The sequence below is a fragment of the Paenibacillus oryzisoli genome (assembly GCF_050467285.1).
In the GTDB taxonomy this organism is placed as follows: Bacteria; Bacillota; Bacilli; order Paenibacillales; family NBRC-103111; genus Paenibacillus_E; species Paenibacillus_E oryzisoli_A.
This window is the reverse complement of the sequence record NZ_JBCMUN010000021.1, coordinates 81,203-104,088: the sequence shown is the minus strand read 5'-3', so window position 1 is coordinate 104,088 and position 22,886 is coordinate 81,203. Positions and strand designations below refer to the sequence as shown.

The 22,886-nt window shown below is 54.2% G+C and carries 19 protein-coding genes; 16 read left to right on the top strand and 3 right to left on the bottom strand.

Annotation, left to right across the window (positions count from 1 at the left end; genetic code table 11):
- Positions 1-2 precede the first annotated feature (2 nt).
- Genes ABE504_RS29110 through ABE504_RS29100 form a run of 3 tightly spaced genes read left to right on the top strand, consistent with a single transcriptional unit; the run spans position 3 to position 2,859 of the window.
- Positions 3-1,037 (top strand): TFIIB-type zinc ribbon-containing protein, encoded by a 1,035-nt coding sequence (locus tag ABE504_RS29110; protein WP_430095613.1) that lies wholly within the window; start codon positions 3-5, stop codon positions 1,035-1,037.
- Positions 1,034-1,834 carry a TPM domain-containing protein gene (locus ABE504_RS29105; protein ID WP_430095611.1) on the top strand — a complete coding sequence of 267 codons (801 nt, stop codon included), beginning with the start codon at positions 1,034-1,036 and terminating at the stop codon, positions 1,832-1,834. The genes ABE504_RS29110 and ABE504_RS29105 overlap by 4 nt, the downstream gene beginning before the upstream one ends.
- A gap of 35 nt (positions 1,835-1,869) precedes the next feature.
- Entirely contained in the window at positions 1,870-2,859 is a 990-nt protein-coding gene (locus tag ABE504_RS29100; protein ID WP_430095610.1) for an SPFH domain-containing protein, read from the top strand.
- 64 nt (positions 2,860-2,923) lie between these two features.
- Here the strand turns inward: ABE504_RS29100 and ABE504_RS29095 are convergent, their stop codons facing one another.
- Both ABE504_RS29095 and ABE504_RS29090 read right to left on the bottom strand, forming a co-directional pair.
- On the bottom strand, positions 2,924-4,018 hold the full coding sequence (locus ABE504_RS29095) for a Fic family protein (RefSeq protein ID WP_430095607.1): 1,095 nt from the start codon (positions 4,016-4,018) through the stop codon (positions 2,924-2,926).
- A 187-nt stretch (positions 4,019-4,205) separates the two neighbouring features.
- The gene (locus ABE504_RS29090; RefSeq protein WP_430095604.1) at positions 4,206-4,391 is read right to left on the bottom strand and encodes a hypothetical protein; all 186 of its coding nucleotides are present in this window, start codon (positions 4,389-4,391) and stop codon (positions 4,206-4,208) included.
- Between the two features lie 453 nt (positions 4,392-4,844).
- Here ABE504_RS29090 and ABE504_RS29085 point away from each other — a divergent pair, with 453 nt between their 5' ends.
- From ABE504_RS29085 to ABE504_RS29040, 10 genes are all read left to right on the top strand, one after another.
- Entirely contained in the window at positions 4,845-6,593 is a 1,749-nt protein-coding gene (locus tag ABE504_RS29085) for an ABC transporter ATP-binding protein (RefSeq protein ID WP_430095603.1), read from the top strand.
- Positions 6,594-6,613: 20 nt separating this feature from the next.
- A complete protein-coding gene (locus ABE504_RS29080) occupies positions 6,614-8,674 on the top strand; it encodes an ABC transporter ATP-binding protein (protein ID WP_430095601.1) in 2,061 nt (686 codons plus the stop codon).
- A gap of 431 nt (positions 8,675-9,105) precedes the next feature.
- Positions 9,106-9,417 (top strand): hypothetical protein, encoded by a 312-nt coding sequence (locus tag ABE504_RS29075; protein ID WP_430095599.1) that lies wholly within the window; start codon positions 9,106-9,108, stop codon positions 9,415-9,417.
- Between the two features lie 152 nt (positions 9,418-9,569).
- Entirely contained in the window at positions 9,570-10,250 is a 681-nt protein-coding gene (locus tag ABE504_RS29070) for a response regulator transcription factor (protein WP_430095597.1), read from the top strand.
- 3 nt (positions 10,251-10,253) lie between these two features.
- A complete protein-coding gene (locus tag ABE504_RS29065) occupies positions 10,254-11,699 on the top strand; it encodes an ATP-binding protein (RefSeq protein WP_430095595.1) in 1,446 nt (481 codons plus the stop codon).
- Positions 11,700-11,743: 44 nt separating this feature from the next.
- Positions 11,744-12,529 carry a DUF3919 family protein gene (locus ABE504_RS29060; protein WP_430095593.1) on the top strand — a complete coding sequence of 262 codons (786 nt, stop codon included), beginning with the start codon at positions 11,744-11,746 and terminating at the stop codon, positions 12,527-12,529.
- 73 nt (positions 12,530-12,602) lie between these two features.
- The gene (locus ABE504_RS29055; RefSeq protein WP_430095591.1) at positions 12,603-13,637 is read left to right on the top strand and encodes an ABC transporter substrate-binding protein; all 1,035 of its coding nucleotides are present in this window, start codon (positions 12,603-12,605) and stop codon (positions 13,635-13,637) included.
- 107 nt (positions 13,638-13,744) lie between these two features.
- Positions 13,745-15,403, top strand: a complete 1,659-nt coding sequence (locus tag ABE504_RS29050) for an ABC transporter permease (RefSeq protein ID WP_430095589.1) — start codon at positions 13,745-13,747, stop codon at positions 15,401-15,403.
- Between the two features lie 18 nt (positions 15,404-15,421).
- Entirely contained in the window at positions 15,422-16,513 is a 1,092-nt protein-coding gene (locus ABE504_RS29045; protein ID WP_430095587.1) for an ABC transporter ATP-binding protein, read from the top strand.
- Between the two features lie 87 nt (positions 16,514-16,600).
- Positions 16,601-17,617: an extracellular solute-binding protein gene (locus ABE504_RS29040; protein WP_430095585.1), complete on the top strand. Its 1,017-nt coding sequence runs from the start codon at positions 16,601-16,603 to the stop codon at positions 17,615-17,617.
- A 480-nt stretch (positions 17,618-18,097) separates the two neighbouring features.
- Here ABE504_RS29040 and ABE504_RS29035 read toward each other — a convergent pair whose 3' ends face one another.
- Positions 18,098-18,718 (bottom strand): NAD(P)-dependent oxidoreductase, encoded by a 621-nt coding sequence (locus tag ABE504_RS29035; RefSeq protein ID WP_430095583.1) that lies wholly within the window; start codon positions 18,716-18,718, stop codon positions 18,098-18,100.
- Between the two features lie 220 nt (positions 18,719-18,938).
- Here ABE504_RS29035 and rluF point away from each other — a divergent pair, with 220 nt between their 5' ends.
- From rluF to ABE504_RS29020, 3 genes are all read left to right on the top strand, one after another.
- On the top strand, positions 18,939-19,652 hold the full coding sequence (gene rluF / locus ABE504_RS29030) for a 23S rRNA pseudouridine(2604) synthase RluF (RefSeq protein WP_430095581.1): 714 nt from the start codon (positions 18,939-18,941) through the stop codon (positions 19,650-19,652).
- 177 nt (positions 19,653-19,829) lie between these two features.
- Positions 19,830-20,234: a VOC family protein gene (locus tag ABE504_RS29025; protein WP_430095579.1), complete on the top strand. Its 405-nt coding sequence runs from the start codon at positions 19,830-19,832 to the stop codon at positions 20,232-20,234.
- A 169-nt stretch (positions 20,235-20,403) separates the two neighbouring features.
- The gene (locus ABE504_RS29020; protein WP_430095577.1) at positions 20,404-22,770 is read left to right on the top strand and encodes a YcdB/YcdC domain-containing protein; all 2,367 of its coding nucleotides are present in this window, start codon (positions 20,404-20,406) and stop codon (positions 22,768-22,770) included.
- Positions 22,771-22,886 lie beyond the last annotated feature (116 nt).

The following is a 22,886-nucleotide window of genomic DNA, read 5'->3' as shown; positions in this document are numbered from 1 at the left end:
CTATGGAGGCAGTTATTGAGTACAAGTGCCCCAGCTGCGGCAGCGGTATGGTTTTCGACGCGGTCACAGGGACACTATCCTGCACCGGCTGCGGGCGACAGGAGAATATCGAGCAGATTCCCGATCCGCTGAGGAAGATGACGTTTGCGGAGGGTGAGGTGAAGGAGTACCACTGCACCAGCTGCGGAGCGGTCATCGTAACGGAACCGGAGACAAGTGCAACGGCTTGCAGTTTTTGCAGTTCCTCCGTGGTGCTTAGCGATCGGTTGACCGGTCATTATGCGCCGGCGATGGTGATTCCCTTCTCCATCACGAAGGAGGCGGCGACAGCAGCGTTCAAAAAATGGTGCAGGAACGGCTTGCTTACGCCCAGAGGTTTTATGACAGCGGATCGGATCGCGGGAATGACGGGAATGTATGTGCCTTTCTGGCTGTATGATTTGCATAATAGCATCGAGGTTCACGGTCAGGGGACCAAGGTCAGGATCTATGCGGACAGCAATTACCAATATACGGAAACACAGCATTTTAACATCTACCGCAAAATTCGTCTGGATTATGCCCGGCTGCCTGTCGATGCCGCGGAGAAAATGAACGATGAGCTGATGGATAAGCTGGAGCCTTTTCCTTACGAGGAGTTGAAAGCGTTCAAGACGCCGTATCTGGCCGGTTATGTAGCGGAAAAATACAGCTATACCGATGGACAGCTATTCCCTCGCGCCAAGGAAAAAATCAGTTCCTACATCGATGCTTATATTTCTTCAACGGTATCCGGTTACACCAGTGTCAGCTATACCGACAAGCAAATTAATACGAAATTGAAACATGCCGATTATGTCCTGCTTCCTGTATGGATGGTGAAATACAATTTGAATCGGACGGAGTACACGTTTGCCATGAATGGTCAGACGGGTAAGGTGGTGGGTAAGCCCCCACTCAGCAAGGGGAAGGTAACTGCATGGTTTACAGGCATAGCTGCCGTTTCTTTCCTGTCTTTGAAGGTCGTTTCCTGGATGATGGGAGGCGGGTTCCTATGAGAAAATATTTCGCGTTTCTCGCAGCCTTATGCCTGTTCGTTGGCTGTTTGGCAGCCTTGACGGTACCCGTTGGGTCAGCGGCAGCGGCGGCGGTCGAGTCCAAAAATCTGATTTATGACCAAGCGAATCTGCTCAGTCAGCAAGAGAAAGCCGAGCTGAACGCTTTGGCAAATCAATATGGGACCGAAAGAGAGACGGACATCATTATTTTTACTTCCATGAACCAGGCGAATCAGGATGTTCAGCGGATCACAGAGGATTTTTATGATGATCAGGCACCTGGGTACGATAAGGCTCACGGCAATGCCGTCATTTTGACGATGGACATGAAGAACCGGCAAGTTTACTTGGCTGGCTTTGCGAAAGCGGAAGATTCCCTCGACAGCGGCAGGCTGGATAAGATCAGAAAGGCGATTTCGCCGGATTTAACAAGCGGGAATTATAAGAAGGCTTTTGAGCGGTATATGACACTTGCTCATACATATATGGGGTTTAAACCCGGCGTAAATCCGGATAACATCTTATTTGCCCTTTGGTTTCAGTTGGGGGCGGCTGTCATCATCGGAGGCGTGATCGTCGGCATCATGGTTTACCGTTCCGGCGGCCGGATTACGGTGAATCGGGCAACGTATGAGGATGCAGGAACGTCTGCCGTACTGGAGCATGCCGATCAGTATATTCGAACAACGGTGACGAAAAGCAAAATTACGAAGAACAATGGCGGCGGATCTGGCGGGGGTGGCGGTGGCGTTAGTCGCGGCGGCCATTCGCACAGTGGAAGCAAGGGTTCTTTCTAAAATGACATGCTGAATATAGAAGGGATGAGCATACAATGGGACTGTTCGGGAATCAATTTTCTAACGTGGTGGAATGGGAAGAATTCAGGGATGATATGATTTTCTGGAAGTGGAGCAACCAGGAGATTAAGAAGGGAAGCAAACTCATCATTCGGTCCGGGCAGGATGCCATTTTCATCAATAACGGCAAGATTGAGGGGATTTTCCAGGAGGAAGGGTCATTCAGTATCGATTCGGACATCATTCCTTTTTTATCGACATTGAAAGGCTTTAAGTTCGGCTTCAACAGCGGTATGCGGGTCGAAGTGCTATTCGTGAATACGAAGGAGTTCACCGTCAGATGGGGGACGCAGAATCCCGTGCTGATCCCGACGCCGCAGCTTCCGGGCGGGATGCCAATTCGTGCCAACGGCACGTTCACTTTTAAGCTGAATGACTACATGGCGCTGATTGATAAGGTTGCGGGGATCAAGCAAAGCTACTTGGTGGAGGATGTCAAAATCCGGATGACCGCTGTGCTGGATCAGCTGCTGATGAAGTGGATCAGTCGCGAAGGCAAGGACATGTTTAATCTACAGGCGAATGCCTCGGATATTGCGAGGGGAATTCGCGAGGATCTGGACATGCAAATGAGTGACATCGGGATAGCGATCACGGGCTTTCAGGTGATGAGCTTCAATTATCCGCAAGAAATTCAGGATATGATTACGAAAACCGCTTCGCAGGGAATGATCGGCGATCTGCAAAGGTATCAACAGGTGAGCATGACAGATGGCATCTCATCGGGTAAGGTGCATGGCGGCGGTACAGCTGCGGATATGGCCGGCATGATGATGGGCATGAATCTGGCCAATGAAATGATGAAAAATATGAACCGCAATCAGGAACAACAGCCTGCGAATAGCAACGGCTCGGCTGCGCCTTCGTCCTCGGAGGGCAGTAAAAAGCCCAATTTTTGTCCCAACTGCGGTGCCAAAAATGAAGGGGCGAATTTCTGCCCGAATTGCGGTCAGAAGCTGGGGTAAAACAGCATAAGAACAAAAAGGACATCCGCATGGGGTAAGCCAATGCAGATGTCCTTTCTCTGTCTCAACGCAACTTGTCAAGGAGATTGTAGTAGTAATAGGTTTTTGAACGCTGTTTTCCGTCGGAGAAGATGATCCTTTGTGACTCCAAAATAGACAGGTATCTTCGACAAGTTGCTTCTGAAATATCTGCTGCTGAAGAAATGGTCTGGACTGTGAAAATAGGCTTCTGGTAGATGGCGTCAATGATTTTTTTAATACCGCTGCTGTTGATTAATGATTGTGCCAAGTTTAAATCCTGTTCATACAATTGGTTAACATCATTGATTAATTGAATATTTTTGTTGGCTTGAAGTATGATCGCTTCCAGGAAGAAACGGATCCATTGATTCCAGTCACCGTTATACCGTGTATCATTTAGAAAGCGATAATACTTGTGCTTATCTCTTTCCAAAGCTTCGCTTAAAAAGAAATTTGGATAATCAATGACGTTCTTATTGAATAAGTACAAGGGAATTAAAATACGGCCGATTCTCCCATTTCCATCGAGAAACGGATGAATAGTCTCAAATTGTGCGTGAATGATAGCGACTCGAACAAGTTCATCCAATTGATCTTGAGGATTATTAATATACACTTCCAGATTATTCATGTAAGCATCAACGAGTTGAGGCTGCGGTGGGATGTAAGTTGCTGTTTCCATTGAGCAGCCTTCGGGGCCGATGAAGTTTTGAATTTTCCGATACTCTCCAGGAGAACGGTTGCTCCCGCGAACACCATTTGACATGAGTGTGGTGTGCATGGCTTTAAAGAGCCGTGTGGAAATCGGTAAAACAGCCAACTTATCCATGCCATCTCGGAGAGCATGGTAGTAGTTAAGCACTTCTTGTATATCTTTATTATTTTTTCTGCTCTGCGCTTCAACTTCCAGTACCTCATCCAGCGTGACTTGCGTACCTTCAATTTTAGTAGACTGTACGGCTTCATTCAACATGACAGGATTCAATAATAGGTGGGAAGGCAGTTTAGTGTTTTGAAGCAATACCTGATATTGGGCAACTTTTTTGTTAGCTTCGATTAATTCCCGAAGGAACATTAACTGGTTAATTCGATCACTGGATAACGGTAAGTTTTCAGGCGTGAAGCTTGCTTTCGCCATCTTGAAACCTCGCTTTCAAAAGAATACACGATACTATTAACATGATAACCGATTTATGATTATAAATACAGGGATAGTTGCCAGTAACGATCAGAATTACGAAAAAATGATTGCAACAGAAAGGCGTTGATAAAATAAAAAAGGGATGGTGGAATGTTCACCAGTCCCTTTTACCACTTATTGTTTCTTACTTCTTTTTCTTATCCAGCTCAAGCTCCTCCAAGGTATATCGATTGTCCCATAGAAAAACCATGTCATACTGCGTCGAATCTCTTGATACCGCCCGGGCGACGCCTGCGATGACGATACCTGTAATCGTGGCGAAGCCGGCAATCCATCCCATTAACTCGAAAACCTGATTGATCATGGCCATCGATCCCTTCTCCGTGAGGATGAGCTTCTATGTTCTATGAATATGCCGAATGTTTGTGAAAGATGTGTGACAGGGATACAGTTCGTTTATAGTCTTTTTCTCCGATTGACACGTCTGGAAGGCGGATGTTAAGATCACCACTGTAAGGTTTGTAGCTCAACTTTTGGAAAATAACGAACGAGGGAGGGTATTCGCATGAAGGATATGGTTTGGGATCGTTTTATGCATACAGCCGGGCATATGTCTCTAACCAACTGCATAGCGAGTAACCCGAAGGCAGCGCCCCGCAGGCCTATCTGCGATTAGCGGCAAGCTGTCCCCTACTAACGCTGAAAGTATGAAGCGCGGGTTACGCATCGTTCGTAACGAGCGCTTTTTCTATGGAAAGAGAGCCCATCGCTGCGTGCGGTGGGCTTTTTCTGTTGTGAACCCCGAGAGGAGTGAAAGGAAGTTATGTTTACGGTTTTAAAAAAATTAGCCTGGTTCTTCCGGATGAACTGGAAGCGTTACACGCTCGCAATCGGCTTGCTGATCATTGTCGGCGTCATCGACGTGATCCCACCGAAGCTGATCGGTTACGCGATCGACGGCATCCACATGGGCACGCTGACGGGCACGAAGCTGGTGCAACTGCTGGCGTTCTGGGGCGCGCTGATCATTGTCGGCTACAGCCTATCGTATGTATGGCTGTATCAATTGTTCGGCGGCGCCTTCGTGTTGGAGCGCGTGCTGCGGTCCCGTTTTATGCGGCATCTGCTCCGAATGACGCCAACGTTCTACGAGAAGTACCGCACCGGGGATCTGATGGCAAGAGCGACGAATGACCTGCAGGCGGTGTCTACGACGGCGGGGTTCGGAATTCTGACGTTCGTGGATTCCACCCTTTTTATGCTGACAATTCTGTGCATGATGGGCTTCTTCATCTCGTGGGAGCTGACGATTGCGGCGATTTTGCCGCTGCCGCTCATGGCGGTTGCGATTACGATTTACGGTGGTCGCATCCATAAAAGATTCACCCAAGCGCAGGACGCTTTTGGGAAAATGAATGACAGCGTGCTGGAGACGATCGCCGGGGTGCGCGTCATTCGCGCCTTCGTGCAGGAGCGGGCCAGCGAACGCCAATTCGGCCGCATGACGGACGATGTGTACCGCAAAAACCTGGCGGTCGCTGTTATTGACGCCCTTTTTGAACCGACGGTCAAAATTCTCGTCGGCCTTTCTTACCTGATCGGCCTGTGCTACGGGGCGTATCTGGTGTTCCACAGTCGGCTGACGCTGGGCGAACTGGTTTCTTTTAACACGTTCCTCGGGATGCTGATCTGGCCGATGTTCGCCATCGGGGAGCTGATGAACATCATGCAGCGGGGCAATGCGTCGCTCGATCGCGTCAATGAGACCTTACGCTATGAGCCGGATGTGCAGGACGCGCCGCAAGCGGTGATGGCTTTGCAGCCGGACAGCATCACGTTTGACAATGTAACGTTTCGTTACCCCTCGTCCTCGATTGATAACCTGATCGGGCTGAATTTCCGCTTGGAGCGGGGGCAGACGCTTGGCATCGTCGGGCGCACGGGCAGCGGTAAGTCGACGCTGTTGAAGCAGCTGCTGCGGGAGTACCCCGCAGGGCAGGGCGGCACGATTCGCATCGCCGGCACGCCGATTGAGAGCATCGCGATGGACGCGATCCACAGCTGGATCGGGTATGTGCCGCAGGAGCCGATCCTCTTTTCCAAAACGGTGAAAGAGAACATTATGTACGGCGGCAGCGACGGCACGGAGGAAGGGTTGATGCGCGCGCTGGAGCTGGCGGCGTTCCGCAAGGACGTGGCGTTCCTGCCGGACGGCCTTCAGACATTGGTCGGGGAAAAAGGCGTCGCCCTCTCCGGCGGACAGAAGCAGCGCGTGTCGATTGCGCGGGCGCTTTTTACAGATCCGGAGATTCTTATGTTAGATGACGCGCTGTCGGCGGTCGACGCCAAGACGGAGGCGGAAATCATTCGCGGCATCCGCACGGAGCGCGCAGGCAAAACAACGCTCATCACCACGCACAGGCTTTCGGCCGTGCAGCATGCGGACTGGATTCTCGTGCTCGATGAGGGCTATGTAGTGGAAGAAGGCACGCATGAGCAGCTGCTCGCGCTCGGCGGTTGGTATAAAGAGCAATATGAACGGCAGCAAATTGAAGCACAGTTGAACGCATAAAGGTCGGGTGAAGATAGAGAATGAAACAGACAGGAAAAAGGTTAGTGCAGTACGCGGCTTTATTCAAAAAAACGCTGCTCTTCGCACTCCTCTGCCTCTCCGTCGCGGTCGCGACGGAGCTGGCGGGGCCGTTTATCGCGAAGCGGATGATCGATACCCACATTCTGGGTATCGAGAAGCCATGGTACGAGACGGCGTCTGCCACGCAGACGGAGAAGGCTGTCCCCTGGGAGGGGACATTTTACAAGCGCAGCGATAATTTCGCAGAGGGTGAGGCGCATGGCCGAGAGGTGCGGATTTTGCAGGTCGGCGCGGCGTTCGTCTGGGTCGATCAAGCGATTGCCTTCGATGGCGTGCGTAAACTGACGGAAGACGGCAAGCTGACGATCACGTCGGGCTCGGAGCAGGCGCAGTACGCGTACGAGAAGCTGAGTGCAGTGCAGCTGTACCCGTTTTATAAGCCGGAGTTTACCGAGCTGATGACGCTGGCGGGCTTTTATGTGATTTTGATCGTCGTGGGCGCAGGCTTTACGTACGGGCAGCGGTACCTGCTGCAATCGGCGGCGAACCGGATTATTCAACGTATGCGCCGGGATGTGTTCGCGCAGATTCAGCGGTTGCCGATTACGTATTTTGATAATCAGCCGGCGGGCAAAGTCGTGTCTCGGATCACGAACGACACGGAAGCGGTGCGCGATTTGTATGTGCAGGTGCTCGCAAACTTTTTTACAGGGACGATTTATATTGTGGGCATTATCATTGCGATTTTTGTGCTGGATTACCGCCTCGCCCTGTTCACTTTGCCGATTATTCCGCTGCTGCTCGGGTGGATTGTGCTGTATAGGAAGTATGCGTCGGTCTACAACCATGAGATTCGGGAGCGCATCGGCGCGATTAACGGGATGATCAATGAAGCGATTCAGGGAATGACGATTATTCGCGCGTTCCGCCGGCAGAAGGAGACGACGAAGGAGTTCGACACGCTGAACGACGAGTACACGATGTACCAAAACAAGCTGCTCAGCCTGAACTCGCTGACGTCGCATAATTTGATGAACGTAGTGCGGAACGTGTTCTTTTTCGGGTTGATCTGGTATGTCGGGGGCAGCTCGCTGAATGCGCTGATTTCCGTCGGGGTGCTCTACGCGTTCGTCGATTACCTCAACCGGATGTTCCATCCGATGATCGGGATGGTGAATCAGCTGCCGAATCTCGAGCGGGCGCTCGTGTCGGCGGATCGGGTGTTCGAGCTGCTGGAAGAGCCGGGCGTGGACGTGGTGGAAGGCGATGTGTCACGCTTCCGGGGGCATGTGCAGTTTGATGGCGTGCGCTTCGCCTACAAAGAAGGCGAGGATGTGCTGAAGGACATCTCCTTCGAGGCGAAGCCGGGGCAGACGGTCGCGCTTGTCGGACACACAGGTTCGGGCAAAAGCTCCATCCTCAACCTGCTGTTCCGTTTCTATGACGTGCAGCACGGCAGGATTACGGTCGACGGGCGCGAGATCCGCGACCTGTCGAAGCAGCAGCTGCGGCAGCACATGGGTATCGTGCTGCAGGACCCGTTCCTGTTCACGGGGACGATCGCATCCAACGTTTCGTTGGATGATCCGTCCATCACCCGGGAACGGGTGGAGGCGGCACTCCGCGATGTTGGCGCAGCGGAGATGCTGGCGGCGCTGCCGCACGGCCTCGATGAGCCGGTCATCGAGAAGGGCAGCACGCTGTCGGCGGGGCAGCGACAGCTGATCTCGTTCGCCCGGGCGCTGGCGTTCGACCCGGCGATCCTTATTCTCGACGAGGCGACCGCGTCGATTGACACCGAGACCGAGGCCGTCATCCAGGCGGCGCTCGGCGTGTTGTCCAAGGGGCGAACGACGTTCGTGATCGCCCATCGGTTGTCGACGATACGCAGCGCCGACCAGATTCTGGTGCTCGACCACGGCGAGATCGTCGAGCGGGGCAGCCATGAGTCCCTGATGGCGCAGCAGGGCCGGTACTTCCAGATGTACCAGTTGCAGCAGGGACATCAAGGGGTTGCGCCGGCGGCGCCGGAGCCCGGCGAGGTGCGGGGGCGGGCGTAGGCGGCGGGGCGATAGGCCGCCGCCGGGGAGCGCGAGCCGGGCAAACGCAGTGTGCCGCGCGCGGTTCGTGAGCCTACGCGGCTTCGGCGGCGCAAGCCGTGCGGCAGCTTGGAGGTGCCGCTGTGCTGCGGCTCCGCCCCACCTGAACTGGAATTTCTTCAGTTCAGTTAGGCATTTTGCGCCGATCTGGCAGGCTCAACTGGAATTTCTCCCGTACATTTCGGAGATATTCCCGAAAATGCGCAAAGGCCGCCAATGAACGGGAGGTTTTCCAGTTCATTGGCGGTTTCTTGCGTTTGAGCTAGGTATAAACTGGAGAAGTTCCAGTTCAGTGTGTGCCTAGCCCACCGGGCAGATCCCCCGCAGACGAAAGCTGTCATCCTATGGTACAATGGGACCAATTCCTAGCAAATGAAACGGAGGCGATGGCCATGCGTTCAGATACAGCGCGTGTGCTGAATATCATTCAGCTTTTGTCGGAAATTGCGATTTTGGCGGGTTATGCTCTCGGTATGATCCCATTTGTGTACTTATGGTCCTGTGCGTGGGTCATTCCGCTGGTGTTTGTCAACTTGATTTTTGCAATTGTTACAGGCAATGGGACGACATTCAAAACGATCGTGAATATTGCGATGGCATTCCTGAGTTTTATCCCGTTGCTCGGTTATGTGTTCCGTGCGATCGGCATTCTAATCTCGGTGCTGAATATTGCGGCACTTTCGAAAGATAATCCAAGATACTAGGGATTACTCTCAAAGCACATCTTTTTCTTGGCAGAGGGGACGGGGGCGCGATCGCGGCTCGGTTGCTGCGCGGGAAGGGATGTGTTTTTATTATAATAAACAATCTTCACCGGTGGCAGATTCTCAGCATTTTACGGGAAGGATAAAGGAATATGAACATTTTAATCATAGAAGATGATTCCAGCATTCAAATGCTGCTCAAGCTCAGCCTGGAAGTCGAAGGCTTCAAGCCAACAGTGGCCGGCACGGTCGCGGACGGGATTCGGGAGCTGACGAGCCGCGCGATTGACCTGATTCTGCTCGATCTGACGCTGCCGGATCAGTCCGGCTTCGAGCTGCTGAAGCTGCTGCGGGAAGACTATGCGGACATTCCGGTGATCGTCTTGACGGCTCGGAATGAAATGAATGACAAAATTTTAGGCTTCCAGCTCGGCGCGGACGATTATTTGACGAAGCCGTTTGAGACGCGGGAGCTCGTTGTGCGGATCCATGCCGTGATGCGGAGGATGAAAGCCGCCCGGCCTGCGGCATCCCCATCCACGGACAAGCTGCAAGCCGGTGTAATCGAGATTGATCGGGCGGAGCGTGCCTGCAAGGTGGACGGGCAGCTTATCAAGACGACGAGCAAGGAGTTTGAGCTGCTATGGCTCCTGTGCAAAAACCCGAAAAAGGTGTTCACCCGCGAACATTTGCTGGACCAGGTCTGGGGCTACGAGTATTACGGGCAGACGCGTTCGGTGGATATGCTGGTGAACCGGCTGCGTGAAAAACTAAAGCCGCATGATCATGTGCTCGCGACAGTGCATGGTACGGGCTACAAGCTGGAGGTTTGACCGATGCGGCTGCGTAATAAGCTGTTTTTTCAGCATGCCATCACGATTGTGATGCTGCTGGCTGCGATGTATGTCGTCGTCAATTACACGCTGAGCAAGAGCATGATTGATCGGGACACACAAACGCTAGGTCAATACTACGGACTACACCGCATTGAGACGCTGAAAATTGTCAACGATAAGAAAATCACGATGGAGCAGCTGTTTTCGGGCAGCTATGCGCCGTTCATGGCTTCGCATTTGGCGGCCAACAATAATTTTCAAGTGCAGTTGTTCGACGCCTCCGGCACGATCACCGGCGACAGCGGCAACAAGGAGGATCTCATCAAGCGCAGCGATATTGACGCGGCCTTGAAAGGGGACACAGCGACGGTCATTACTGAAAGCGAGCGGGGCAAAATCCTGATCTACGCTTCACCCTTCCTCTACGAGGGGAAGATAATCGGGGGCTTTCGCTACCTGCTGGAGCTGAATCAGCACGAGCAGACGCTGGCCGACATGCGCAGATGGTTCATCGGCGTGGCGATGGGCTGCCTGCTGCTGGCGCTGCTCGCCAGCTATTCGTATTCCTACTACATCATGCAGCCGCTGTTTGCGCTGCAGCAAGCGCTGCGGCGCGTGGCGATCGGCGATTTCAGCCGCAAGATCAAGGTGAGCAGCCGGGATGAGGTGCGCAGGCTGGCGGACGATTTTAACCGGATGTCCGAAGCGCTTCAGGAGCATATCGAGCTGCTGCATCTCGAGCAGGGCAAGCAGAAGAAATTTTACGATAATGTCACGCACGAGCTGAAAACGCCGCTCACCTCGATCATCGGCTTCTCCGATTTGATCGACAAGCTGGAGAAAGTGGAAGACATCCGCAACTGCAACGGCTACATCCGCAAAGAAAGCGCGAAGCTGCTGCAAATGGTTGAAGAACTGCTGCAGTCTTCGCTGAAAGGCGAAGAGGCGTGGCGCGTGCAGCTGCAGCGAACGGACTTGACGGCCGTGCTGACGGACAGTCTGCGCATTTTGGAGCCGACGCTGCAGAAGTCGTCGATCTCCACAGCGCTCCAGGCGGAGCCGTGCGAGGTGTACCTCGACCCTGCGCGAACGCAGCAGGTGATCTTCAACGTGATCGACAATGCCATCAAGCACAGCAAATGCACGCACTTGACCCTAACGTTGGACACCGTCGCTGCCCGCGCCGGCACGTGCTTGCTCCGCATCGCCGACAACGGCCAAGGCATGAGCGAGGCGGATGCGGCCGAACTTTTCCTGCCTGCCGAGGAGAAGCCATCGCGGCCTGTCACCGCGAATTCCCATGGACTGGGACTGCTGCTCAGCAAGCAGCTCATGGAGCTGCAAGGCGGAGATATTGCCGTAAGCACCCGCCTGGGAGTAGGGACCGTTGTGGAACTGACGTTCCGAATCGACCGTCCGCCTGCGCAAGTTTTGTTACAAAATTGATACAAAGCCACGATTTTTTTGAGACAAAAGGAGAGTAAGCTTACATGCAAGAGGAGAAGAAAGGGCTTTCATGGATGCGTCTCATCTTCATGCAAATCGTTATTGGGTGTGTGTTGATCGGCATTTTCGCTTTTGTGTTTCGCGTCGGTGTCGATGAAGTGCGCGTGCTGCCCGGGAATATGCACAACAATGACATGGCGGAGGGAATCCCCATGCGCATGAGCGTGACTTATCCCGGCGTCGGAACGACCGTCATCGAAGACCCGAAAGAGCTGATCGCGTGGAAGGATGCTTTTGCGCAGCTGCTGCATACAGGGACCCAGCGCAATCATGGAAACGCTTCCAGGTTGCTGCTGTCCGGTTCGATGGCTTACCTGGATCAAGAGGATATTCAGTTCCAGGTCGGTACGAGCGGACTGAGCTTTGGTTCGATGTTCGTAGGCTCGATGGACATCTCCGCCGAAATTCGGAAGCTGCAGAACATGCTGATCGACAAGGCACTGACCGCTGAACGCGTAGGAGCGGCAATTGCCAATATGGACTCGGAAGTGTTCCGACTGGAGGAAGGGGTCTTAACACCGCTGGATAGCAAGGCACGCGCTGCGCTAGCGCAGCAGACGAGTACAGCGGTTCGGCTGATTGATTTTAGCCAATTCAGCTTCCCCGACAAGCAGCCTAACGCCCACTATGTGGTGCAGCTGACGGACGCAAAGGCGAGTGCTAAGCATTGGCTGCATCTCGACCAATACGACAACGCCTACTTCGTTGTTTTCGATTTGCTGGATGAGACGAATCATAAAGCCTATTTCAAACAAAACGATGCCTCTTAGGGCGTGTCTGAATACTCAGAAGGTAGCGGGTGTTCAGACACGGCCTCACAGATGAGAGGGGATGTTGATTGGAATGGCAAGAAACAAAAGCAATAAATCGGTCCTGATCGTTTCGCTTGCTGCTGTTGTGCTAATTGGGGGATTCTTCTTGTACAAATCCGGCGTGTTCGGAGGCAAGTCGAAAGGCAAAATTACGGTGTACTCCATTTTCCAAGAGGAAGAAGCACGCAAGATTTTGGATAAGTTCAAAGAAGAAACCGGCATCGAATACGAAGTGTTGCGACTGCCAAGCGGCGAGGCGGTATCCCGCGTACAGAACGAAATGGGCAAGCCGCAAGCGGACTTCCTGATGGGCGGCCCGGCCGATTCGCATGAGGTACTCAAGAAAGCAGGAGCGCTGGAAAGCTACACATCGCCGAACGCCAAAGATATTCCCGACAACATGAAAGATAAAGAGGGATACTGGAACGGCTTTTACCTGAACCCAGTGGCTATCGGCATCAACGAGCAGCGCTGGAAAGAAAAATACGGCACGCAAGCGTACCCGCAAACGTTCAAAGAATTGCTCGATCCTAAGTTCAAAGGTGAAATCGGCATGTCCGACCCGGCGACATCCGGTACGGCGTATACTGCGGTAGCTTCGCTGGCCCAAGTATGGGGCAAGGATGAGATGCTGAAATACGTGTCGCAGCTGCTGCCGAACCTGAAAGAAAGACCGAAATCCGGGATTGAACCGATCCAGAAAGCGGCCAAAGGGGAATACACGATTGGCGTTACGTTCCTTGGCGACCAGCTCAAAATGAAAAATCAAGGCAACCCGATCGTCAGCATTGTGCCGGAAGCCGCAGGCTACGAAGTAGGCGGACTTGCCATTGTAAAAGGCGGCCCGAATACCGAGAACGCGAAGAAGTTGATGGACTACATGTTGACCAAAGAGCCGGCAGTGCTTTATACAGAGTCCGCTATGGCGGTTGCTGTGAAACCAGGTGTTCCCGTTCCTAAGAATGGCATCGATATTCAAACGACCAAATACAACAAATCGTACAGCCTGTGGAAAGCTGCGGAGCAGCGCAAGGAATTGCAGGATGCTTTAAAGGATCTCAAATAAGAAAACGCTTACAATTTATTCATTGCCTGGCGGAGCCCGACCCTGCTGCGGGAAAGCGGCTCCCCCGGCTTTTCCAATCGAAATCGGAAGGTGGTTGCAGTACCCCTATGATCATAGAAAAAAAGGGCGTAGGCGCTTCGATAAGCCGCCTGGTGAAGGATCCGTCGTCTCTGGTGCTGGTGCTCATTAGTTTTGCCGTCCTGTGTCTGTTCGTTATCTATCCGCTCATTTACGTCATTTCCCTGCCCGGGGCGGACAGCTGGAAGCTGTTCTTCAGTAAAAGCCGTTACGCCACCGCGCTGCTCAATACAGTCGTGAGCTCAAGCTTATCCGCCTTGACGGCGACCGTCTGCGGCTTCATTTATGCCTACTCGATTCATTACAGCAACATTGTCGGGAAAAAGTTTTTCCGGTTCATCGCATTCCTGCCGATTCTCGCGCCTTCCGTGATGACGGGCCTCGCGTTCCTGCTCCTGTTCGGGCGGGGCGGTATGGTGTCCCAGTGGATGAAAAGCTGGTTCGGCGTCGAACTGGATCTCTACGGCCTTCCCGGGCTATGGATCGTGCAGACGATTTCATATTTCCCGCTGGCCTACATGACAATTACCGGCGTGCTGCGCGCCATTTCGCCTAACTTGGAAATCGCTGCGCAGAACCTCGGCGCCCGCGGCTTCAAGCTGTTCCGCACGATTACGCTCAAGCTCGCTTTGCCGGGCGTCATTAACGCATTCCTGCTGGTGGCGATCAACTGCTTTGCCGACTTCGGGAATCCGAAGCTGATCGGGGGCAACTACTCGCTCCTCGCGGTCGAGATTTACGGCGAAATCATCAACAACGAGCCGGGGCTGGCGTCCGTCATGGGCATTATTCTCGTCATTCCGGCGCTGATCGTCTTTGCCATTCAGAGCAAGCTGCTGTCAAAAGGCTCCTACTCCACCATTACCGGCAAGCCGGTGTCGGGCCTCAATCGCGTGACGACCTCTCGCAGAACTGACATTTTGCTGTTCATTTTCAACTGTCTCATGTCCGTCTTCATTCTCTCGATGTTCCTGATCACGATTCTGTTCGCTTTCACGAAAAATTTCGGGCGGGACAACACGTTTACGCTGGATCATATTTTTAAAATCGTCTTTAACCCGTCCTCCCCGGCGGTCATGAACAGTCTTGTGCTGTCCTTGGTCAGCTCGCTGCTAGCGGTCGCATTCGCATTGGTGCTGGCTTATGTCATCGTTCGCAAACCGTTTCCAGGCAAAAAACTGCTCGACTTCACCGCTGTATTACCGATTGCCCTGCCGGGCACATTCGTTGGCTTGGCGTTGATCGTTGCCTTTAGCTCAGGTCCGCTGATGCTGCAAGGCTCCGCCGTCCTGATCATCGTGGCGATGCTGCTCAAGCAGATGCCTGTCGGGTATCGCGGGCTGACGGCTTCCTTCAAGCAGGTCGATAAATCGATCGAAGAAGCGGCCGCCAATCTTGGCGCAGACAGCCGCAGGACGCTGACCACCATCGTGTTCCCGATGCTGCAAAAAACTGTCGTTGCCAACTTCGTCTATGCTTTTATGAAAAATATGAACACGCTGAGCACCATCGTCTTCTTGATTACGCCGAAGTGGGTGGTAGCGGCCGTCTCGATCTTCAACTACGCGGAAACCGGCACCTACTACTGGGCGGCTGCGGTGGCTGTGGGCCTCATGGGCGCAACGCTGGGTACGCTGGGCATTATGAAACTGATTTTCCGGGATAAAGTGAAAATATTCGATTTCTAAGACAGGAGCGTGAGACGCATGAGCTCGCAAGCATTACTCGATCTGACCAACGTCAACAAAGTGTTCGGCGACAACCACGTGCTCAAAAATATTCATCTGCAAATTGAGCGCGGCAAATTTATTACCTTCCTCGGCCCGAGCGGCTGCGGCAAAACGACGCTGCTGCGCTCGATCGCCGGCTTTTATACGATCGACGAGGGCGAAATCCGCATCGACGGCAAGGTCGTCAACGACCTGCCGCCGTACAAGCGGGGCACGCCGATGGTGTTCCAGGAGTATGCGCTGTTCCCGCATATGACGGTTTTCGACAATGTGGCGTACGGCCTCGACATTCAAAAACGGCCGGAGGCCGAAGTCCAGCAGCGCGTGAAAGAGGCGCTGGCGAAAGTGAAGTTGACCGGACTCGAGGAGCGGTACCCGCACCAGATGTCCGGGGGTCAGCAGCAGCGCGTCGCCATGGCGCGGGCGCTCGTCATGAACTCGCCGATCATCTTGCTCGACGAGCCGCTGTCCAACCTCGACGCCAAGCTGCGCGAGGAAGTGCGCGTGGAGCTGCGCACCATCCAGCAGGAGCTGAACCTCACTGTCATCTACGTGACGCACGATCAGCTCGAGGCGCTGTCGATGTCCGATCACATCGTCGTGTTCAACAAAGGCGCGATCGACCAGTACGGCACGCCGCACGAGATTTACTACAAGCCGAAGACGACGTATGTAGCGGATTTTATCGGCACGACCAACTTCGTCGATGCTACAGTGCGCAGGGTGTCGGGCCAGCAAGTTACGGTCGAATACGTGACCCAAGGGAAAGCACGCGCCGTGACGGTCACGACCGCTGAGTCCGTGCAGGCGGGCGAGCAAGTGGCGCTCAGCATTCGTCCGGAGTCGATCCGCATCCATGCGGCTTCCGGGCTGGAGGAAGGCTTCGCCGTAAGTGGATTCGTACGATCCTCCATGTTCCTAGGGGAGAAGGAGCGCTACTTCATCGTGGACGACAACATGAAAGAATGGATTGTGGACGCCTACGACCTTGGCAGCGAGCGATTCAAAGGGAACGTTGCGATCAGCGCAGCGTCGGAGAAGATCCATTTAATAAGAAAAGAGCAGTAAATCAGCGCGTATGGGAAGAGCTCGCCATGATACAATAGATCATGTCGGCTTTTTTCGTCATGATTCGTGTGAAGGGAGGGGAGCGCGTTGAGGAAAAAGATTTTGTTCGTCCTGCTGGGGCTTGCCGTTGTCGTTGCTGGGTTCTGGCTGTTCAGCGAGAAAAAGAGCGGGCAGCCGATCAAGGTGTACGTGGTGTTTCAGGAAGATGAAGGACGGATTCTGCTGGAAATGTTTAAGAAAAAAATGGACCAGCCCTACGAGCTGATCCGCATGTCCAGCGGCGAAGCCGGCTACCACTTGCTGACACTCGGCAAAACGGGCATCGACGTCGTGATCGGCGGCCCGGCCGATTTGCACGAGCAGCTCAAGCACAAGAACAAGTCCATCCGCTACCGCTCCTCTGCGATAAGTACAATTCCCGATCGATTTAAGGATAGCGATGGATATTGGAGCGGGATGTACATGGGGGCGCTGGCCATCGGCGTGAATGAATCCGTATGGCGGAGCGATCCGCAGCTCGCCGCGCTGCCCATGCCTCAGCAGTATGAAGATTTGCTGCGGCCTGAGCTCAAGGGCAAAATCGAAATCCCCGACCCGGAAACGTCGGGGACGGGCTATACGCTGCTGGCGTCTCTAGCTCAGCAGCGAGGAGAAACCGAGGCGATTTCCCTCATGAAATCGCTCAAGCAGCAGAGCGCGTCGACGACGTTCTCCGGCATTACAAGCGCGCAGCGCCTGGCCGAGGGCGAAGTCGCCGCCGTGGTCTCTTTTCTGGGCGACCAGCTGCGCTTCAAAAACTCGGGCTATGCCATCCGCTCCCTCATCCCGCCCGAAGCGGGCTGGGAAGTCGGCGGCATCTCGATTCTGCGCGGCGGCGACAACACCAAGGCGGCCAAAGCGTTCGTCGATTTTATGCTGTCGCGCGAGGTGCAGACGGATTATATGAACACGGCGTTTTCGTTCCCGGTGACGCCGGACATTCCGCTCAACCGCCTGCTGGCGCCGGTGAAACTGGAGAATCTGATGGGCGGCTACCGCTTTGACTTGGCGGCGCAGCATCGGGAGACGTTGCTGGGTCAGTGGAAGGCGGCGGGGGAGGAATAGAAATAAGCGCTCTGTGAGGGAGCGCTTGTTTGGCGTGGCGGGATGTCAGGGCGTGTTACGTTGCTGCTAATTACGGCAGGGAAAACCGTGGGCTCCCATGCCAGTAGGCAGACGCACCCCGGAATTTGCCTATTTGCGGCTAATGCCTGATAACTGCTTAGGTACCGGTCGAGGAGAATGAACTAGCGTTTCTGCAATTCAGGTTCCTACACAGGTACCTGCTTAGTCGGAGAGCGATGGCCATGGGCAGACGAATTCCTGCGAAAAGGCAGGCATTCGCCGTGGAAATCGCGGTTTCGGTAGAAATACCTGCGAAAAAGCAGTTTTTTGAGACGTGCCTGGCCCAAACCGAGGAGATTTCGTCTAAATGCCTGCTTTCTCGCAGGTATTTCCTGAATTTGCGGGAATTCCGATGAAATTCCTGCCTTTTCGCAGGCTTGCGCTCCGCGCGCGGACGTGTGTGCCGATTCACACGCCCGCTCAATACGCGAGCCCGACGCGGCAATTCGCCCACGCGTCGCTCAGCGCCGCGCGGTACGTGAACGCCGCGGTGTCGCCGGTTGTGATGGATGTGCCGCCATCCGGGAGGTAGTCGCACTCCGCGCGGAACAGATGTTGCGGCTCGCCTTCCGGCAGGTAGGTTGGACAGACGACTGTCCAACAGAGCCCGGAGGCGGCGAGCGCCTCCCAGGCGCGGCGGTGCTCCTCCGCCGCACGGGTCGACGAGCGCCGGGTGTCCGGCGTCTCGTAGCGCAACAGAGCCGGATGCTCCCGGCTCTGGAGAATCCCGGCCGTGCCGACGGTGACCACCCGTCGCACGCCGGCCTGCCTCATCGCCCCGACGAGGAGGGGCGTGGCGGTTGACAGCACCGCGGCGCCGCCGGTGCTGAGGCAAGAGATGACCGTATCGGCGCGCGATACGGTGGCAAGTACGTCGGCAGCCTGGCAAGCGTCACCTTGGATCAAGGTGAGGTTGTCCGGCTGCCGTTCGATGTTGTTGGGGTCACGGACGAGCGCCGTGACCTCGTGGCCGTCCGCGAGGGCGAGCGCGAGCACGCGCCGCCCCAAACGGCCAGTTGCGCCTAGCATGGCGATGCGCATGCGGTCGTGGCCTCCTTTTTAGCCTATCGGCAAGGATATCTTTTTGGTTGGAAATGGTCCATCCAGTATAGCATGCCGGCCGAACCAAGCCCAAGCGGGGGTGGGCAGCCTTTTTCTGTTGTCAGGGAACGTCTTTCCGATCCGGCGACTTGAACGGGCTGTCCAAATCCCGCATAATAAAAGGATTGAAGCGCTGGATGCAGAAGGGGACTTCTCACATATGAGAATTAATAAATTTATTAGCGAAACGGGCGTCTGTTCGAGACGCGAAGCGGATAAATGGGTCGAAGCGCGGCGCGTGACGATCAACGGCGAGTTGGCGACGCTGGGCAGCGTGGTGGGGCCTGGCGACGAAGTGCGCATCGACGGCAAGCCGCTGGGGCAGAAGAAGGAGCATGTCTACATCGCGCTGAATAAGCCGGTGGGCATTACGTCGACGACGGAGCTGCATGTGCCAGGTAACATTGTAGATTTTGTCGCGCATAAGGAGCGGATTTTCCCGATTGGCCGGCTGGATAAAGATTCGGAGGGGCTCATTCTCCTTACGAATAACGGGGATATTGTGAATCAGATTTTGCGTGCCGAGAATAACCACGACAAAGAGTACATCGTGACGGTGAATCGGCCGGTTACGCAAATGTTCTTACGCGGGATGGCGAGCGGCGTACGGATTCTGGGCACGGTGACAAAGCCGTGCGAGGTCATTCAAGTGAATGAGCGGACGTTCCGCATCATTCTGACACAGGGGCTCAACCGCCAAATCCGCCGGATGTGCGAGGCGTTCGGCTACCGGGTCGTGCGGCTGCAGCGTGTCCGGATCATGCATATTCACCTCGGGAACCTGAAGGTGGGCAAGTGGCGGGACTTAACGGCCGGTGAGATGCAGGATTTGATGAAGACGCTGGGCAATCAGGGGACACAGACAGGCAAGTGAAACGGAGCATGACAGCCATCTCTCCTTGGAGAGGGCGGTTGTGCTTTTTTTTAGCATATCGGAAAAGATATCTCCACGAGTTTCCAAAGCTACTGACATAACGGTGTCAGTAGCGTTTTTTTATAATTGGACATGTAAATCTACAGCCAGACCTATTAGAAGGAAGGATGATATTTTGTGAATTTCGCTTCTGTTCGTATCATTACTGACGACGTGGATCGTCTCGTTGAGTTCTATGAGAAAGTCATGGGGGTTTCGGCGGAGCGGCCCGCGCCCGTATTTGCTGAGCTCGTTATGCCATCATGCACCCTTGCAATCGGCCACTCCCAGACGACGCAGCTATTCGGCGCCGGTTCCGCAATGGGGGCAAGTAATCGCACGGTCATTATTGAATTCCGCGTTGACGATGTCGAAGCCGAATACGTGCGCTTGAAGCCATTTGTCGATAATTGGGTAAAGGAACCGACCACAATGCCGTGGGGGAACCGTTCTATGCTGTTCCGCGATCCCGATGGCAACCTTCTTAACTTCTTCGAGCCGGTAACCGAGGATGCGATAAAACGGTTTAGAGATAGACATTGACGGGCAAGGCATCAGTTGGCCAAAAAATTTTAATGGTCGCGCTGCAACCTTTTTCCAAGTACCTCCGTCCAAAATTTAGAAAGCTATGGGCCGGACTCCGCCAGCTGCCTGTCGGATGAACTGCACGTGGCCGAAGACGATTTTGAACTCGCTAAGGAGGAAGATGACTTTGAAATTATTGAAACAAGCAGGCACGGTCGTGGTGGCTTCATCTTTACTGCTCGGAATGGCGCCGGCGGCGTTCGCAGACATGGTTATGGGGGCGAGTCCTGCCGTAGCAGCGACAGACGTCATGACGACGGCTGTGCCGGTGAAAAGCGGCGACGCCAAGCAGCTCGAGGCCAAACTTACGAAGGAGCAGGCACTCGACAAAGTCAAAACGTACATTACCCTTCCTGACGGCTACGCCATCCAGAATGTGAGCTTGAACGCCTATTACGGCGGCAATGGCGCCAGTATTCCGACCTGGAACATTTCTTATGCGAAAAAAGTGAAAGACCGCAATTATGGCTACCTCAACGTTTCCATTAATGGCATGGACGGGTCGCTGACTTCGTACTCTTTTAACGATAACGATCCTGATCACAAGCCAAGCTATCCACCTAAAGTGGATTATGCGGGAGCGAAGGACATCGCCGCAGCGTTCTTGGCCAAGGTCAATCCTGCGAAGCAGTCGGACTTGTTGTACAATGACGCCGACGAACAAGCATTCCGCACGCCGCTGGACGGCAATTATCAATACAATATTCGCTATGATCGCGCTGTGAATGGCGTGCCTTTTGGCGGCAACGGCATCAGCGTGAATGTGAACGGCGAAGGCCAGGTTGTCAATTACTATTACAATTGGGATGACAGCCTCCAGTTTGAAACGGCGACACCGATCGATAAGGAGAAGGCAGCAGCGCTGGCGCGGGAGAAATCGAGCCTCTCGCTGCAATATCAGGTGCCTTATCGTGCACAAGACAAGAAAACGCCGATCATTTCTTATACGTTGAATCCGGCTACCCTGAATGCGACAACTGGTGAAGTCTGGACGCCGACGCAAGGCATTGAGATCAGCGATGAGAAACCGTTGACCGACAAGCCGCTAGGCGCGATACCGGCAGCCAATCTGAATTTGACGAAAGAAGAAGCGATTAAGAAAGTGACCGACACGTTCAGCGGGCTGAGCGACTATGAGCTGCAGGAAGCGAGCTTCAACGAAATGACGAATCCGGAAACCGGCGAAGTGACGTCCAATTGGAGCATTTCCTGGAACAAGCCGGCGACGGATTCCACATCGACAAGTAAAATAGCGGGCGGCAACGCTTGGGCAAGCGTCAACAGCAAAACCGGAGAAATCACCTCTTTCAGCATGTACTCGCCTTATGACTATGACAGCAGCAAGCCGGTTGAAGGGAAGGTTTCTCTCGACGACGCCATTGCTAAAAGCAACGATCTTGTGAAAAAGCAGCTGCCGGGTTACACGGATCAATTGTCGATGCGCGTGCAAAAGTCGTACTCCGACGAACTGCTCAAGCAGCTGCGGACGTGGGACATTAACTACGTTCGCACGATTGATGGTGTTACAGCCGGCTATGAAGGCGTGCGGATTAGCATCGACCGCGTTACGGGCGAGATTCGCAATTATAATGTGACCTTGAGCAACCTGCCGTATCCGAAGCAGAAGCCGGAGGTCATTTCTGAGGACAAAGCCAAGGATCTGTGGCTCGGTCAGTACGACCTTAAACTGAGCTACATGCTGGACGGTGGTTACTACGGCGTGATGCCGATTGAGAAATACCGCGTGATGATGGCGGCGGGCGAGGCTTTACCGGTGGATGCGGTGAATACGCAAGGCAAAGCCACGGCGAAGCTTGTGTACTCGCTCAATCTGCGGAGCAACCACCAAGCCTTCCTGCTGGATGCAGCGACAGGCCAGTGGCGGAACGCCGATACGGGTGAAGGGATGACGCTCGGCAAAGTGACGGTCAGCGACATCGACCAGCATTGGGCGAAGAACGAACTGCAGCTGATGCTGGACTATCAGGCGCTTGACGTGAAGGACGGCAAGGTGAGCCCGGATGAGGCGATTACGAAAGGCGAGCTGGTCAAAATGCTGGTGATCGCTATGAACGGCGGCAATGGCGGCATTTACTACGGCGCTGAGCGTGCGGCGTCGTTTGCAGATGTGGCGAACGGCTCGAAGTATTTTGCCTATGTCGAAAATGCCGTGGATCGCGGACTTCTCGATGTCGGCGCTGACTTCAATCCCGACGCCAAGATGGACCGGGAGTCGATGGCGCAGCTGATTGTCAAAGCGCTAGGCTACAAAAACCTGGCGAAATACGATGGCGTCTTCAACCCGCAAATCGCCGATAGCGCGCAATTGACGCGCATCGGGGATGCGGCGATCGTCGTGGGCCTCGGCATCATGTCGCTTTCGGACGGCAGCTTCGCGCCGAAAACGGAAGTGACCAAGGCGCAGGCGGCGAGCGCGTTCTACCGCTTCTTGCAGCGCCGTGCGGAGCTGCAGGAGCAGCCGCGTTATTACTAACTTCAAGCGATACATCCAAGCCTTTCCTGCCACGGTTGACGTGGAGGGAGGGGCTTTTACTTTTTTCGCAGATTGGTCAAAGAACTGCCTTATTCGGTTGTCTTTTCCATACTATT